The organism is Vicinamibacterales bacterium, assembly GCA_036504215.1.
In the GTDB taxonomy this organism is placed as follows: Bacteria; Acidobacteriota; Vicinamibacteria; order Vicinamibacterales; family Fen-181; genus FEN-299.
Genome location: DASXVO010000079.1, coordinates 60,720 through 75,651, shown reverse-complemented (window position 1 = coordinate 75,651; position 14,932 = coordinate 60,720). Strand labels below are relative to the sequence as shown.

Genomic DNA, 14,932 nt, shown 5'->3' with positions numbered 1-14,932 from the left:
GAACTCGCTCTACACGGTCGAGGCGTTCGACGATTACCTCGACCATCTCTCGGACCGCGGCCTGCTGACCATCACGCGGTGGGTGCTCGACGGCGTCCGCCTCGTCTCGCTCGCTCAGGAAGCGTGCGCGCGCCGGGGCTGGACGTGGGCCGATCGGTTGGCGATCGTGCGGCAGGAGAACGTGGCCACGTTCATCCTCAAGAAGATGCCGTTCACCGCCGAAGAGGTGGAGCACCTGCGGGCGACCTGCGAGCGGCTCGGCTTCGACATCCTCTATGCCCCAGGATTACCCGCCCCAGCGTTGCTGGCGCCAGCCGGGAGCGGACCCTGGAAGGTTGTGCAGGGCGCTCCGAACGTGTACGCGCAGCTCATCCAGGCACCGGACCGGCGGGCCTTCTACGCGAGCTATCCCCGCGACATCACGCCGACAACGGACGATCGTCCCTTCTTCTTCCACACGACGAAGGTCAAGGATCAGACGTCGGTCGCGTTCGGCCGGACGATGCTCTTCGGGAACGGCCTGAGCGCGTTGATGACGCTGATGGCCATCTCGGGCGGGCTCGTCCTGCTCTTCATCCTGGGGCCACTGGCCGTCAGCGGACGCGAACTGCTCGGCAGCGGCTGGCCACGGTGGCTCACGTACTTCGGTCTTCTTGGCGCCGGGTTCATGCTGGTGGAGGTGGCGCTCTTGCAGCGTTTCGTTCTGCTCCTCGGGCACCCGGTCTACTCGCTCACGGTCACGCTCTTCTCGTTGTTGCTGGGAACCGGGATCGGGAGCTTCCTCAGCAGACGCATCGGCGACGGGAACATCCGGCCACGTCTGCGGCTGGCGCTCGTCGCCATCGCCTTCCTCGCCATCGTGGCCATCGTCGTGCTGCCGCCCGTCATTCGCGCCGGGATCAGCGCGAGCCTTGCCGCCCGCATGGCGCTGGCGGTGGGCCTGCTCCTGCCGGCAGGCCTGCTCATGGGCATTCCGTTGCCAGCCGGAGTTCGCCTGCTGGTACGCGCCCGACCCAACCTGCTGCCGTGGGCGTGGGCGATGAACGGCGCACTGTCGGTCGTGGGAGCGACACTCGCCGTCTTCGTGGCCATGAACTGGGGATTCTCGGTGACGCTGGCGACGGGGGCCGTCGTCTACCTGGCCGCCGCGGCGGTCATTGCCAGCGGAGCACCGTCGAAAACCGGCTACAGGGAAAGCGGACCGAACTGCTCTTCGTAGCGTGCCTTGAACTCGTCCCAGGTGTAGGTGTGGCTCGACCCGCCCATGTGTTCGAGCACGTACGTCGCGGCAACGCTGCCCAGGCGTCCGCACGTCTCGTAGTCGGCGCCCCTGGCCAGTCCCTTCATGAACCCGCCGCGGAACGCGTCGCCGACGCCGGTTGGGTCCACGATTTGTGTCGGCGGTACGGCCGGAATCGAGATGGTCCGATCGCGCAGCACGATGGACGCGCCCTTCTCGCCCTTGGTCACGATGACGGCCTCGGCGTGTTCGAGCATGTCGCGCTCGCCCATGCCCGTCTTCTCGCGGATGATCTCGAACTCGTAGTCGTTGCAGATGACGAAGCGGGCCCCAACGACGCCCCGCTTCAGGTCGTCGCCACCCATCCGCGCGACCTGCTGGCTGGGGTCGAACATGTACGGAATGCCGAGCGTGCGGCACTCGTCGGCGTACTGCACCATCGCACCGGGATCGTTCGGCGAGATGATCGCGAGCTGACAGGGGCCGACCGCGTGGAACGACAATTCGGCTGCGTGGGCCATGGCTCCCGTGTAGAACGAGGCGATCTGGTTCCCCTCGCGGTCGGTGCTGCAGAAAAACGATGCGGTGAACTTCTCGGGGATCTGCTTGACCAGCGTCGTATCAATCCCGGCCGCGTCGAGCCAGCGCCGGTACTCATCGAAATCCTGGCCCGCGGTGGCCATCAGGTGGGGCCGTTCCCCCAACAGCGCGAGCGTGTACGCGATGTTCGGGGCACAGCCACCACGCCGCTTGTCCATGCTGTCCACGAGGAAGCTCAGACTCACGCGCTGCAGGTGCTCTGGCAGCAGGTGCTCGCTGAAGCTGCCCGGGAACGACATGAGGTAGTCGTAGGCGATCGAACCGGTCACGATGATCTTCATCTGAGGTACTTCCCCACGATCGGCAGCAGGTCGAGCTTGGTCTGGGCCGGGATCGCGTCCGGGCTGGTGATGATGGCGGCAGCCAACGCGCTCCCGCAGGTGCACGTGCGATGCGCGGGCAGCCTGCCCACGGTTTCGGCGATAATGGCCTGCGCCGTCTTCGCGTTCTGCAGCAGGTTCGCGATGATCATCTCGACCGTCACCGAGTCGTGCTGCGGGTGCCAGCAGTCGTAGTCGGTGACGAGGGCCAGCGTCGCGTAACAGATCTCAGCTTCGCGCGCGAGCTTCGCCTCCTGCAGGTTCGTCATGCCGATCACGGCCATGCCCCAGGACCGATAGAGCTTCGACTCGGCCAGGGTCGAGAACTGCGGCCCTTCCATGCAGACGTAGGTGCCGCCCAGGTGCACGCGGGCCCCGACGCTCGTCGCCGCGTCGCAGGCCACACCGCAGAGGTCGTGGCAGACGGGATGCGCGAAGGCGACGTGCGCCACCAGGCCGCGGCCGAAGAACGTGCTCACCCGCCCCTTGGTTCGATCGAAGAACTGGTCCGGGATCACGATGTCGAGCGGCGGAAAGTCCTCGTGCAGGCTGCCGACGGCGCTCGCTGACAGGATGCGTTCGACGCCGAGCGTCTTGAAGCCGTAGATGTTCGCGCGGAAATTCAGCTCGGACGGCATGAGCCGGTGTCCGGCGCCGTGCCGCGCGAGGAATGCCACACGGCGACCGCGCAGCGTGGCGAGCACGTACGGGCCCGATGGGTCACCGAACGGCGTGGCGATGGCGACTTCCTCGCGGTCGGTCAGTTCCGCCATGTCGTACAAGCCGCTGCCGCCGATGATCCCAATCTCCGCAGACATACTGCTCCTCGAATCAGGGAAACGAACGTCGGGACGAAGAACACGGGATTATAGCAGCTGAGCGCAGGAACGGCGCATCGAGGCCGTTCATTCGCCGAGGACTTCCCTCGCGATCACGAGCCGCTGGATCTCGCTCGTACCCTCGCCGATCGTCGTCAGCTTCACGTCGCGGAAGTACTTCTCGGCCGGGTAGTCCTTCACGAAGCCGTAGCCACCGTGGATCTGCACTCCGTTGTCCGCCACACGGACAGCCATCTCGCTCGCGAAGAGCTTGGCCATCGACGATTCCCGGGTCGTTCTCGCCGCACCCCGGTCCTTCAGGGATGCAGCGCGGTAGGTCAGCAGGCGGGCGGCATCGATGGCCGTCGCATCGTCCGCCAGCTTCCACTGGATCGCCTGGAACGAGGCGATCGGTTTGCCGAACTGATGGCGCTCCTTTGCGTACCGAATGGCGGCCTCGTGTGCCCCCTGCGCGAGGCCGACGGCGAGGGCCGCGATGCCGATGCGGCCTGCATCGAGCACCTGCAGCGCGTTGACGAACCCGTCGTCCAGCCGCCCGACCATCTGGGCCTCCGCCACGCGGCAGTCCTCGAACACGACCTCGCTCGTGTCGCTCGCCCGCATGCCGAGCTTGTTCTCCTTGCGTCCCGGCGACATGCCTGGTGTCCCACGCTCCACGATGAAGGCCGAGATGCCGTGGTGGCCGCGGGTCCGCTCGGTGACAGCCATCGCCACCATGACGTGGCCGACGCGGCCGTGCGTGGTGAAGGTCTTCGTGCCGTTGAGAACCCACGCGCCCTCCAGGCGGACGGCGCGCGTCTGCGTGGCTCCAGCATCGCTACCGGCCGTCGGTTCGGTGAGTCCCCACGCCCCGATCTGCTCCCCGCGGGCGAGCGGCACCACGTACCGCCGCTTCTGTTCCTCGCTGCCGAACATGAAGATGTGGGCGGTGCAGAGCCCGTTGTGTGCCGCCACCGTCAGGGCAACCGACGGGTCCACGCGGGCCAGTTCCTCGATGCAGATGCAGTACTCGACGGCCGACATGCCCGCGCCGCCGTACTCCTCTGGAATCTGGATGCCCATCAAACCGAGCGCCGCGAGCTTCGGCACGAGTTCGGCCGGGAAGTGCTGCGCTTCGTCCCACTCGAGGACGTGCGGACGGATCTCGACCTCCGCGAACTCGCGCACGGTCCGTCGCAGCAACTCCTGCTGCTCGGTCGTTGTGAAGTCCATAGACACCATCGCCGTTGGGGGCACACCGAATCGCGCCCGGCCCCGGACCCCGCTCAGCGCGTCACGGGCACGCACATGAGCACGAACCTCTTCCGCGACACCTTCTGCAGGTACGCCACCTGGCTCCCCTGCGACGACCAGGCGGGCCACGACGCGTCCTTGACCTCGATGATCGGAACCGAGTGCTTCTGCCGATCCAGGAAGACGAGCCGGCCGCCCTCGCCGACACGCACCAGTGCGCCGCTGCCGGCCGGTCCCCAACCGAAGCGCGCGCCCGGCACCACCCGCTCGTTGGCCCAGACCGCAACTTCCTCACCGAGCAGCATCAACCGGACGACCTTCGCCTTGTCGTTGCCCATGTTGCCGCTGGCCATGCTGTCGGCGCGGGGACTGCCGCTGGCGACGACTTTCTCGGGGCTCGATTCCCGATCCAGCATGCCCGACCCGGCGCCGCCGCCCACACCGCCCTTCACCACTTCCTGCTTCTGCTCGATGTCGATGACCAGCGCGGGCAACCCTGGCGCCACTCGATCCTGCTTCGCCCGCCAGTACGCGACCGCCCACTCCGGTTGCGCCTCGAGCGTCGTGACGCCGCCCCCCGTGACCGGGATGGTGTAGTGATGCTGGCGCTCGTTCGGCCAGTCACCATCGACGGTCTGCAGGTAGATGGCCGTCGCGTCGGGCGACCACGCCAATTGCCGGATCTCCCCTTTCAGTTTCCCAGTGTCGATCTCGGCGACGATGTGCGGGGCGCCAATGGTGAGTGTGGATACGTCGATCGCCGCCGATGCGGCGGTTTGCGGGGACATGAGAACCGCGAGGCACAAGATCCAGAACATCAGTGCTCCCTTCTCCCGCCAATGACCGGACGGCTCATCCCCTTCGCAGCCCAACCGACGCCGCGCCAGGCTTCTGCCCCCGGGCCTCCTCGGGCTCGGTTCTCCATCGCGTGTGCGGCGCACGGTTTTCAACCAGCCAGCCGTAGACCAGGCCCCCGTAACTCCGCCACACCAGGCCGCGCCGCTCGTAGAACGGCCGCAGCGCCTGCTGGAGCGCCGGCAGGCGATAGAACGGCACGCCCGGGAAATAGTGATGCTCCAGATGGTAGTTCGAATTCAGGAAGAGCCAGTCCCAGAACCACTGGCCACGCACGAGGGTCGTCCACTTCGCCGGATCCTCCGGGTCGATGTCGTAGTGCTGACCGAGCCGGTTCAGCGTGAACGCCGCTGGAAACACGAAGAAGACGGGCACGACGTAGGCGCGGAGCGCGGCCGCACCGCCGGCCAGCCACCAGATGAGACCGAGAACGCAGAGATGGGCGGCAGTCGACAGACGGCGCTCCCACGCGATTCGGTGTTGGAGGTCGGCCGGATAGGTGGCCGTCTCCCGGCGGGCCGCTCGGAAGTAGATCGGGAACAACGCCGGTGTGCAATACAGCAACTTGTACCAGCGCGCGTTGATCTTCGGTGACAGATGATGGCGTTTCGGGTCGTCCTCGGCGGAGCCCAACTCGGCGTGATGATCGAGGTGCCAGCGGGTGAACTGGCTGGCGGAAATGCCGCTCGGAATGGCGTACAGAAACCCCAGAATCCGCTCAGCGCCCTGCCGGCGCCGAACGAACACCGCGTGATGGACGACCTCGTGGAGCAGTACCGTGAAGTTGAATACCGTGAAGCCCTGCAAGAGAGCGAGCGGCACCCAGACGACCGGTGTCGCGAAACGAATGAGGCCCCAGGCGGTGATTCCGAGCAGGAGGAACTGGCGGACCGCCACGAGCAGATGGCGAGACGGCGACTTGCGATGGAGCTCGCGCACCACCGGGCGAGAAAGCGCCTCGCCCAGGTCAGCGCGGACCGACGCCGCATGCTGGCTGTAGTAGTGTGCCTTCACGCCGGCAACCCGCCTTCCGCCCCAGTGTGTGTCGCCCGTTTTCCACTATATCATGCTCGACGGACCCCACCGGGGCGGCGGGATTGCGCAGAAAATCAGTACAGGACCGTCACGCGGAAATTGCCGCGGTTGTCCTTCAGGAAGTCGTCGTTGATGCCGAGGAACAGGCGGCCGGACGCGCGCATGCGCATCGGCCCCTTCTCGTCGCCGATGAAGAACAGATCACCGTTCCCGGCGCCGATCTTGCCGATCAGCGCCGCAGCCGGTCGATTCGGTATCGGACGGTTCTCGTTGTACGGCGAGTTGTGCTCACCCTCGGGACCATCCTTCCGGTTCGGCCCCCACCATACCGTTCCGCGGGCGTCGAAGTGGACGACCTGCCCGGAGCGGACCTCGATCCCGGTGTCAACAAACGCAACGTCCGCCGACACCGTCACCTCGCGTTCACGCATGCCGGACGGACGGCCGTCGGACCGCACGTCGGGCCGGCTGTCCGGCGGGCGAAACTCGCGACTGTCATCCGGCCGATCGTTGTCGTCGAACTCGACCCGCCGCACCTCCTCGCGTGGAATGCGAAGCAGGCGGCTCTCTCGTCCGCGCCATTCCTGAAACTCCACGGTGCCGTTGCGGATGCCTACCAATTCACCACTGATCCGTCGGCCGTCCCGCAGCACCATGGTGTCCGCCGCGAGAAAGCCCGTTGCCGCCATCACCAGGGCCGCGGCCAAGACCATCCGCGTCCCCACTCGTTCTGCCATGACGTCCTCCTGCTGTGCACCCGGACCTCGGCGTCGGACGCTGCTGTTCGTCGCCGTCGATAGTATCATTGCCTTGGAGGAACCGCATGCGCATGCGCCGGAGTCTCGGAGTGGCGATGTTGGTGACGGGGATGCTGGCCGCCGCCGCGCCGGCCCGGGCCGATATCACCGGGTTTCTCGGCCTGGCTGGCGGCCCGTCGGTCCGCGGTGCCCGCGGACTGGCGCTCGGCGTCGGTCTCATCATCGTCGGGGTCGAATTCGAGTACAGCGAGATCGTCGAAGACGTCGAGAGTGGTGCCCCGCGCCTCCGGACGGGCATGGTGAACGGCCTCGTCCAGACGCCGATCCCGATTGCCGGCGCGCAGTTCTACGCGACGGCCGGTGGCGGCGTGTACACCGAAGAGCTGGGATCGTTGTCCGAGACGCATGTCGGCGTGAACTTCGGCGGGGGTGTGAAGTGGAAGCTCGTCGGACCCCTGCGCCTGCGGTTCGATTACCGGCTGATCAGGCTGGCCGGGTCGCCAATTGCCGCCGATGTCGTCCACCGCTTCTACGTCGGAGCGAACATCAAGTTCTGAGGGATGGCGGGCGGCTAGTTGTCCGAGGCGGATGGCTTCAGCATCAGCCAGAACTCGAGGTCGGCGGCGGCTGACTGGAAGTACATGTTGATGTCTCGCGCGACGATCTCGGCGGGGAGCGTCAACACGGTGCGCGATGTCGTGGCCTCACCGAACTCGACGGCCAGGCCGCTTCCCACGAATGTGGCCTGCAACCGGGCGCTGATCATCGCGATCGCCTCCTGCGCCGCGGAGTCCACGGTTTCGTCACGCACCATCCGTGCGTCGATGCCGAAGAGGTTCCCCGCTACGCGGCGACCGGTCGCCAGGTCGTAGGCAAGGGCCAGCGAGACGCCCGGACGGCCCGACCACGAGCCGTGGGCCGTCGCGACGACTCGCTCGACGGCTGTCGGACCTGGCACGTCCCGCAGCAGCACGTCGGTCGAGAGCATCGAGCCGAGGACCTGCTCGGCAATCAGAATCAACGTGGCGCGAAGCCCTGGGTGCAGTCCCGTCGCACTGCTCAGCGGCCCGCTGCTGTTTCGCGACAGATCCACGATCTGCTTCAGCAGCACGTCGGGCACCATCGTCCGGATGATCGTGCCATCGTAGAGGACCAGCCGCGCGTCGGCATCCTCCTCGTTCTCGGCCAGCGCGATGATCGGCAGATGACGCAGGGCCGTCGACGTGCGGATCTTCTTCACGAGCAGGCGCTCGTTCAGCACGCCGAGGTCGGAGCCGACGAAGACGGCCGCCGGTTTCGCGAAGACGCAGTCGCGCAGCCCCCGCAGGCCGGTCTCCGCCTGGATGACCGGGCGGCGCACACCGACCGTCTCCACGAAGAAGGTTCGGAAAGCGGTGCGCCCGTCCACGATCAGCACCGGCGAGGTGGCGTCGAGGAGCGCGCGTGACAACAGGTCGCCGTCAATCGGCGGCTCCTCCCGGTCCGAGCCGATGCACCGCAACACCCGCCGGATGCGTTCGGCCAGCCGCGGCATGTTCAGCGGCTTGGTCATGTACTCGAGGACGCCGAGTTCGAGGATTTCCCGGATTACGCCTTCGTCGCGCTCGCCGGTCAGCATGACGACCGGCAGCGCGGAGTACTCGGGAGTTTCGCGAAGCGTGCGCAAGCACTGCAGGCCGTCGGCGATGGGCATCTGAACGTCGAGAATCGCCAAGTGGAAGCGGCCGCGCGCAAGGGCGTCGAGCGCTTCGTTGCCGTCACCCGCCTCGGTGACGACACATCCAAAGCGCTTGGTCAACGCGCGTTTCAGGAGAAACCGCGTCGTCCGGTCGTCGTCGACGACAAGAACGTTCATAGGGAGCTCATCACCCGGTCCACCCGCCGCCCTATGCAGCCGCCGCGCCCGCTGACATCCCCACACGACTCAGGGACTCGAGCTCCTCCTCGAGCACGTTGGGGAGCAACGTCCGCGAAATGGAGGCGTCGTAGAGATCTCCGCACTCTGCGCGTGCCTCCGGGCCCGACACGATCGCGACGAGCCGAACACCCTTGACTGCCGGCAACGAACGGAGCTTCCGCACCAGCAGCGTTTCGTTCAGTACCCCGAGATCGGTTCCGATGAACACCGCCCCCGGCTGATGCTCGACGATGTCACGCAAGCCCCGCACGCCGCTCTCGGCCTCCATCACGGTCCGGCTGCGACCGATCGTCTCGACGAACATCGCGCGGAACTCCGCATGGCCATCCACGATGAGCATGGTGGCGCACGGGTCAATCAGCGGGCGGTTCACTGGCGCCGCGGGCCCCGGTGCCACCGGCGCCGCGCCGAGCGATTTCAGGACGCGGCCGAATCGATCCAGCAGGCGCTCGCTGTTCAGCGGCTTGGTGAGGTAGTCGAGCACGTGGAAGCCGGCGACCAGCCGGACGGTCTCCTCGCTGCGATCGGCCGTCAGCACGATGACCGGGGTTGCGCGGAAATCGGCCGACGCCCTGATGGCGCGCAGGGTCTCGAAACCGTCCATCACGGGCATCTGAAGGTCGAGAACCAGGAGGTCGAACTGACCGCTGGACAGGGCGTTCAGCGCTTCCACGCCGTCGGCGGCATCGGTGACGGTACATCCCAGTTCCGTCGCCAGGATCCGGCCGAGCAGCATCCGGGTGAGGCGATCATCGTCGGCAATCAGCACTCTCATAAGCGCTCCGGTCGAAGCCACGACGCTCGGGTCCGGGGAGACAGCAATCCCGGACACCTCCAGTCCGAGGAATCGGCATCGCCCGGAATAGGTTGAATTTAGGACAGTTAGACGTCAGAACGCGTCTGGCGGGGATAAAAGAAACGGGGAGACGGATGGAACCCGTCTCCCCGGCGACGAGAAGGTTACGCGCATGCGCGACCTGGAACCGCGAACCAACCGGGTTGGCACCCGGGCGGCGTTACTGGAGCTTCAGGACCTGCTGGAGGTCGAAGATCGACGGCGGCGGCGTCGCGGCCTTGGCGTCACTCCACTTCTGGAACAGCGCCTGCGCCTCGGCCGGGAACACCTTGTACATCGTCGGCAGGAACCAGTACTCGGCGTTCTTGACCGCGGGGTCGGCGAACAGCACGTAGACGGCAATCCCGCCCTGCACGTTCGGCACCTTGAACAGCTTCAGGCTGGCCGCCTGCTGCTTCGCCTCGGGAGCGTCGACTTTGCCGAGCGCCTCCTTGTACTTGTTCATCAAGTCCTCGAAATCGGCCGTCTTGTCAGCCTTGATGTAAAGGATGATCAAGCCGGCGTCGTTCTTGAACTCGAGCGTCTTCTTTTCTGCAGCTGGCGGCTGGGCCGCAGCGGCCGGCTGCTGGGGAGTCTGGGCGGCCTGTGCGAACGTCAGGCTGGCTGAGCCGAGCACAAACGCTGCCGCAAGAACGAGGGACGTCGAAACGAGCCGGAACCAGGTCAGTCGCATGCAAGGCCTCCTTGGACGACTTACGCTCGGAAAGGCGGTTACTTTACCGTACTGCCGGCTTCGAGAAAAGTGCTCATTATCTCGTTGGCCAGCAGCATCCCCTGCCGGGTCAGCCGGAGCCGCACGTGATCGTGCTCCAGCAGGCCGGATTCGGCGAACGGCGCCAGCCGCGCGCCCCACTCTCGCCACACGTCCACTCCGTACCTTTGCCGGACACGCTCCAGTTGCACGCCATCCGCCAATCGGATTTCCATGAACAACGCTTCTTCGAGCTGTTCACGGGGTGTGAGTATGCGCCGACCGGCTACCGGGGAGCGGCCCTCGTCGAGACGTCGGATGTACTCGGTCGTGGACGACACATTGTTCCATCGCACGTGGTCCGTTGTCGAGTGGGCACCCGGACCGAAGCCGAGCCACTCCTCATCGCTCCAGTATTTGACGTTGTGGCGCGACTCGCGGCCAGGCTTTGCCACGTTCGATATTTCGTATTGACGATACCCGGCCGCGTCGAGCCGGCCCATCGCGTGCAGGTACATGTCCGCCGCGTCGTCCGCCGGAACCGGCGTCCAGCCGGCGCGGGCTATCGCCTCGTTGAGCGGTGCGTTCGGATAGAGTTCGAGGAGATAGATCGACGCGTGCTCCGGCGCCCGAGCGATCAGCTCGGCCAGCGACGCGTCGAGATCGCCGAACGTCTGTGACGGCAGCCCGATCATGAGGTCGAGGCTGACGTTGTCGAATCCGGCCTGCCGCGCTTCGGTCACCGCGGCGCGGGCGCGCGCCGCGTCGTGGCGGCGCCCCAGACGCTGCAGCTCCACGTCGAGGAAGGACTGGACTCCCAAGCTGAGGCGGTTCACACCGGCCGCGCGGTATGCGGCCAGCCGGTCGATGGTCACCGTATCCGGGTTGGCTTCGAGCGTCACTTCGGCGAGCGCGTCCACTCGGAAAGCCTCACGGCACGCGCCCACAAGCGCCGCGATCTCGGGAGGATCGAGCAGCGAGGGCGTGCCCCCGCCGAAGTACATCGTGTCCACGTCGCGCGATGCCGCCGCGTCGTGGATCTCACGAAGCATCGCCGACACATAGCGGCGTTTCAGGTCCGGATCGAGCAGCCCGCGATTGAAGTCGCAGTAATGGCAAATCGACGCGCAGAACGGAACGTGGAGGTAGAGACCGAGGGGAGGCATCGACAGTTCAGTGCCCGCTCCCCGCCTTCCCCCCGGGCCACGCGACGTCGGCCTTCGGGTCCGACTTGCGCAGCTGGGCACGGACGGGGCTTGCGGATCGCCGGGACGGGCCGGAAGGCCGCTCCTGCAGTTTCCACAAGGTGAGGAGATCTTCGGGGCCGCCGTTGGGCGGAAGCTGCCGGTAGTCGGCCCCCATGAAGTCGACGAACTCACACATCTCGTGCAGGCGGGAGTGCATCCTGAAGCCGACACGAACGAAGAGCGAATCCGGGTCTTCGCGGTCTTGCTCCTGCCCGTAGTTCGACGTGAAGATCGTCAGGCGCCGCTCGTTGTACCGGGTGTTGACGATGAGATTCATCGTCTCCTCCACCCACTCCGACGTCTTCTCGGCTCCGATGTCGTCGAGCACGAGGAGTTCCGCCTCCATCACCGGACGCAGAACTTCGATCTCGGTCGTGCGGACCACGGGGTTGTAGGTGCTGCGAATCAGCTTGAGCAGCTCGCGAACGTCGTAGAAGATGCCGCGAGCGCCGCGCGTGGCAATCACCTGCTTCAGCACGGCCACGGCGAGGTGGCTCTTGCCGATTCCAGGCGGGCCTATCAGGAACAGTCCCTTGGCCGCCACCGGAAAGGCCTCGGCGAACCGGCGGGCGTGGGCCACGGCCTTCTGGAGCTTCTCGTTGGGGTAGACGACGAAATTGTCGAGCGAGCAGTGCTGATACCGGCGTGGGATCCGCGCGTCGTTCATCAAGCGCGTCGTCATCGACTCCCGCCAGCATTGGCACCGGACCGCACGACGCACGCCATCGCGCTCGACCACCGTCCATCGCGTATCGTCACAGATCGCGCAGGGCATCGTCCGTGTATTGTGACAGAGAGACGCGACGAGGGGATCAGGATTCTGGGCCGCGCATGGCGCGCCTCAGTTCAGATGCGAGCGGAGTTCGTCGGATCGGCGGCCACGCCGCAGCTTCTCCTTCGCGCGGGATTCGATCTGCCGAACCCGCTCGCGAGACAAGCCGAGGCGGTCGCCGATCTCCTGCAGCGTCTTCGGATCCGATCCATCCAGACCGAATCGGAGCTCCATCACCGCGCGCTCCTTCGGCGCCAACTCGGACAGCGCGGCCTTGAGCTGCGACAGCAGCGCTTCGTGGAGCAGTTCCACCTCGGCCGCGGGCACGCTCGTCTGCGGCAGCGTCTCACCAAGCTCCCGGCCATCCTCCTCGTCGTGAGTGACCGGATCGCTGAGCGAGACGTCCGTGCCCGACACGTACTGCAGCGCCTCGGCTTCGGCCGCCGAGATGTCCAGGTCCTCGGCGATTTCCTCCGAGGACGGGACGTGGTCGAGCCGGGCGGTGAGGTCGGCTACTTCGCGGCCGTAGCGGCTGGCCACGGCCGACAGCTTCGTGGGCAACGCGAAGACGCGGCGCTGATCCGACAGCGCGTGCATGATCGCCTGCCGGATCCACCAGACGGCGTACGTGATGAACTTGACGTGCCGCTCGGCGTCGAATCGCCTGGCGGCCTCGAGCAGGCCCAGATTCCCTTCGTGGATCAGGTCGAGGAACGACACGCCCAGCCCGCGGTACCGCTTCGCGTAGGAGACGACGAATCGGAGGTTGGTCTCGACCAGTCGCTTCAGCGCCTCTTCGTCCTGGCTGCGTGTAATCCGAACAGCCAGTTCGCGTTCCTCTTCCGGGCTCAGGCGGGGGATCTTGGCGATCTCCTGGAGATACGCTTGAAGCGTGACGGCCTCGGAGGTGTCGTCGCGTGGCGGGCTCACCAGTTCATCATACTCCGCGGGGACGCCCGTCGGCCGCCGCAACCGCGGCCGGAACCGCGCCACCCGGCCTCGACGCAGCGCCGGCCGGCACGGGGCGGGGCGCTGGCGCCGACGCCCTGACGAGGTCGGTCGGCGACGACTTCACCAGGGCGGTGTTCAGCCGCTGCTCCCAGTCATCGAGGCCCCGCGCGAGTTCGTGCTTGACGTACTCCATGAACTCGTTGACCTCGTGCTGCATCCGCTCGATCTTTCGCCGCATGTTGAGGATGATCTCGACGCCCGCCAGGTTCACACCGAGATCCCGTGTGAGCGACAGGATGGTCTCGAGCTGCTCGAGATCCTCGTCGGAATAGAGGCGCGTGTTTCCCTCGGTGCGCGAAGGCTTCAGGAGCCCCTCGCGCTCGTACAATCGGAGGGTCTGCGGGTGGATATTGAACTTCTGCGCCACGGCGCTGATCATGTAATAGGCCTTACCGGCCCTCTTGGTCACCATTGGCACTCACCCGCTCGTTAACCGAATCCCACAGGCCCTGCCGCACGTTCTCACCGTTGATCTGTCCGAACTCCCGGAGCAACTCCTTCGACCGTTCGTCGAGCAGTGGCGGCAACACGACGCGAATCTCGACAATCAGGTCTCCGCGCCCACCTGTCCTGATCGAAGGCGCGCCGCGCGCTCTGACTCGCAAGCGTTGTCCCGACGGCGTCCCGGGCGGGACTCGCAGCCGCACCGAACCGTCCACCGTCGGGATCTCGATCTTCGCCCCGAGCGCCGCCTCGTGCACCGCCACGGGCACGACAACGTGCAGGTCGTTGCCCTCGCGGCGGAACAGCGGGTGCGGCGTGACGTGAACAGTGATCACGAGGTCGCCGGGCCGTCCGCCCTGGCGCCCGCAGTGTCCCAGCGCCGCGAGCCGCACCTGGTCACCGTCCGACAACCCCGCAGGCAGCCGAACCGGACCCGATTCGGCCCTGGCCTCGACGCCCTGGCCGTGACACGTACGGCACACGACCTGGGACAATTGCCCGCGCCCCTGGCACGTGTCGCAGCGTTTGACGAACACCATGTGTCCGCGTGCCGAACGCACCTGCCCCCGCCCCTGGCACACGCTGCAGACCATCGGGTCCACGCCCAGCGCCCCGGTTCCCGTGCACGTCCGACACGGGACGTGGCGCGTCATGGGCACGTAGCAGTCCGTGCCGCGCAGCGCCTCGCCGAACGACACCGTCGCGGCCACGTGCAGATCAGCACCCGCCTCGGGCGTTCCACTGCCAGTCGAGCCCCCGGCCGCGCGGGCCAGCACGCCGGCAAACAGATCACCGAAGGTGGACGCCTGGTGCTCCGAGGGCACGGCGACCGAGAAATCGAACCCCTCGAAGCCGAAGGAAAAGGTCTCACCCGCCGCCGGACCAGCCTCGGCGCCGGCATCATACGCCCGACGACGCTCCGGGTCGTTCAACGTCTCGAAAGCGAGCGAAATCTGACCGTAGCGGGCCTGCGCCTCGCGGTCACCTGGATTGACGCCCGGATGATATCTCCGCGCCAGGCGCCGGTACGCCCGGCGGATGTCGGAGACGTGGGCGCCACGCGCCACCCCGAGAATCTGATACAGGTCCATCGCCATGATGTACCGGGCGGGC

Annotated in this window: 16 protein-coding genes; 2 read left to right on the top strand and 14 right to left on the bottom strand. The window is 66.6% G+C overall.

Going from position 1 to position 14,932, the window contains the following annotated elements:
• Positions 1 to 1,219 (top strand): hypothetical protein (locus VGK32_21305; protein HEY3384305.1); only part of this gene is annotated, 1,219 nt, incomplete at its 5' end.
• On the opposite strand, the gene VGK32_21300 is transcribed toward VGK32_21305, so the two are convergent.
• The 6 genes from VGK32_21300 to VGK32_21275 form a co-directional block, all read right to left on the bottom strand.
• Complete coding sequence (locus tag VGK32_21300) at positions 1,186 to 2,121, bottom strand: carbohydrate kinase family protein (protein ID HEY3384304.1); 936 nt, start codon at positions 2,119 to 2,121, stop codon at positions 1,186 to 1,188. The two genes, VGK32_21305 and VGK32_21300, sit on opposite strands and share 34 nt — an antisense overlap.
• Complete coding sequence (gene mtnP, locus VGK32_21295) at positions 2,118 to 2,978, bottom strand: S-methyl-5'-thioadenosine phosphorylase (protein HEY3384303.1); 861 nt, start codon at positions 2,976 to 2,978, stop codon at positions 2,118 to 2,120. The genes VGK32_21300 and mtnP overlap by 4 nt, the downstream gene beginning before the upstream one ends.
• Before the next feature lie 87 nt (positions 2,979 to 3,065).
• Positions 3,066 to 4,211, bottom strand: a complete 1,146-nt coding sequence (locus VGK32_21290) for an acyl-CoA dehydrogenase family protein (protein ID HEY3384302.1) — start codon at positions 4,209 to 4,211, stop codon at positions 3,066 to 3,068.
• Between the two features lie 53 nt (positions 4,212 to 4,264).
• Positions 4,265 to 5,050, bottom strand: a complete 786-nt coding sequence (locus VGK32_21285; protein ID HEY3384301.1) for a hypothetical protein — start codon at positions 5,048 to 5,050, stop codon at positions 4,265 to 4,267.
• A gap of 34 nt (positions 5,051 to 5,084) precedes the next feature.
• A complete protein-coding gene (locus tag VGK32_21280; GenBank protein HEY3384300.1) occupies positions 5,085 to 6,101 on the bottom strand; it encodes a fatty acid desaturase in 1,017 nt (338 codons plus the stop codon).
• 95 nt (positions 6,102 to 6,196) lie between these two features.
• Positions 6,197 to 6,859, bottom strand: a complete 663-nt coding sequence (locus tag VGK32_21275) for a hypothetical protein (GenBank protein HEY3384299.1) — start codon at positions 6,857 to 6,859, stop codon at positions 6,197 to 6,199.
• 86 nt (positions 6,860 to 6,945) lie between these two features.
• On the opposite strand from VGK32_21275, the gene VGK32_21270 reads away from it, so the two are divergent.
• Positions 6,946 to 7,437: a hypothetical protein gene (locus tag VGK32_21270; protein HEY3384298.1), complete on the top strand. Its 492-nt coding sequence runs from the start codon at positions 6,946 to 6,948 to the stop codon at positions 7,435 to 7,437.
• 14 nt (positions 7,438 to 7,451) lie between these two features.
• Here VGK32_21270 and VGK32_21265 read toward each other — a convergent pair whose 3' ends face one another.
• The 8 genes from VGK32_21265 to VGK32_21230 form a co-directional block, all read right to left on the bottom strand.
• Positions 7,452 to 8,735, bottom strand: a complete 1,284-nt coding sequence (locus tag VGK32_21265) for a response regulator (protein HEY3384297.1) — start codon at positions 8,733 to 8,735, stop codon at positions 7,452 to 7,454.
• Between the two features lie 31 nt (positions 8,736 to 8,766).
• Positions 8,767 to 9,573 (bottom strand): response regulator, encoded by an 807-nt coding sequence (locus VGK32_21260; GenBank protein HEY3384296.1) that lies wholly within the window; start codon positions 9,571 to 9,573, stop codon positions 8,767 to 8,769.
• A gap of 241 nt (positions 9,574 to 9,814) precedes the next feature.
• Positions 9,815 to 10,327 carry a hypothetical protein gene (locus VGK32_21255; GenBank protein HEY3384295.1) on the bottom strand — a complete coding sequence of 171 codons (513 nt, stop codon included), beginning with the start codon at positions 10,325 to 10,327 and terminating at the stop codon, positions 9,815 to 9,817.
• A gap of 38 nt (positions 10,328 to 10,365) precedes the next feature.
• Positions 10,366 to 11,511, bottom strand: coding sequence for a radical SAM family heme chaperone HemW (gene hemW, locus VGK32_21250; GenBank protein HEY3384294.1), 1,146 nt, complete (start codon positions 11,509 to 11,511; stop codon positions 10,366 to 10,368).
• A 7-nt stretch (positions 11,512 to 11,518) separates the two neighbouring features.
• A complete protein-coding gene (locus VGK32_21245; GenBank protein HEY3384293.1) occupies positions 11,519 to 12,274 on the bottom strand; it encodes an ATP-binding protein in 756 nt (251 codons plus the stop codon).
• Positions 12,275 to 12,433: 159 nt separating this feature from the next.
• On the bottom strand, positions 12,434 to 13,294 hold the full coding sequence (locus VGK32_21240; protein ID HEY3384292.1) for an RNA polymerase sigma factor RpoD/SigA: 861 nt from the start codon (positions 13,292 to 13,294) through the stop codon (positions 12,434 to 12,436).
• Positions 13,295 to 13,301: 7 nt separating this feature from the next.
• The gene (locus VGK32_21235) at positions 13,302 to 13,787 is read right to left on the bottom strand and encodes a helix-turn-helix transcriptional regulator (GenBank protein ID HEY3384291.1); all 486 of its coding nucleotides are present in this window, start codon (positions 13,785 to 13,787) and stop codon (positions 13,302 to 13,304) included.
• Positions 13,765 to 14,916: a J domain-containing protein gene (locus VGK32_21230; GenBank protein ID HEY3384290.1), complete on the bottom strand. Its 1,152-nt coding sequence runs from the start codon at positions 14,914 to 14,916 to the stop codon at positions 13,765 to 13,767. The genes VGK32_21235 and VGK32_21230 overlap by 23 nt, the downstream gene beginning before the upstream one ends.
• Positions 14,917 to 14,932: the final 16 nt, after the last annotated feature.

Coding starts and splice junctions, on each gene's coding strand:
- VGK32_21300 (HEY3384304.1), bottom strand. CDS start 2,121: ATGAAGATCATCGTGACCGGTTCGATCGCCTACGACTACCTCATGTCG.
- mtnP (HEY3384303.1), bottom strand. CDS start 2,978: ATGTCTGCGGAGATTGGGATCATCGGCGGCAGCGGCTTGTACGACATG.
- VGK32_21290 (HEY3384302.1), bottom strand. CDS start 4,211: ATGGACTTCACAACGACCGAGCAGCAGGAGTTGCTGCGACGGACCGTG.
- VGK32_21285 (HEY3384301.1), bottom strand. CDS start 5,050: ATGTTCTGGATCTTGTGCCTCGCGGTTCTCATGTCCCCGCAAACCGCC.
- VGK32_21275 (HEY3384299.1), bottom strand. CDS start 6,859: ATGGCAGAACGAGTGGGGACGCGGATGGTCTTGGCCGCGGCCCTGGTG.
- VGK32_21270 (HEY3384298.1), top strand. CDS start 6,946: ATGCGCATGCGCCGGAGTCTCGGAGTGGCGATGTTGGTGACGGGGATG.
- VGK32_21265 (HEY3384297.1), bottom strand. CDS start 8,735: ATGAACGTTCTTGTCGTCGACGACGACCGGACGACGCGGTTTCTCCTG.
- VGK32_21260 (HEY3384296.1), bottom strand. CDS start 9,573: ATGAGAGTGCTGATTGCCGACGATGATCGCCTCACCCGGATGCTGCTC.
- VGK32_21255 (HEY3384295.1), bottom strand. CDS start 10,327: ATGCGACTGACCTGGTTCCGGCTCGTTTCGACGTCCCTCGTTCTTGCG.
- hemW (HEY3384294.1), bottom strand. CDS start 11,511: ATGCCTCCCCTCGGTCTCTACCTCCACGTTCCGTTCTGCGCGTCGATT.
- VGK32_21245 (HEY3384293.1), bottom strand. CDS start 12,274: ATGACGACGCGCTTGATGAACGACGCGCGGATCCCACGCCGGTATCAG.
- VGK32_21235 (HEY3384291.1), bottom strand. CDS start 13,787: ATGGTGACCAAGAGGGCCGGTAAGGCCTATTACATGATCAGCGCCGTG.
- VGK32_21230 (HEY3384290.1), bottom strand. CDS start 14,916: ATGGCGATGGACCTGTATCAGATTCTCGGGGTGGCGCGTGGCGCCCAC.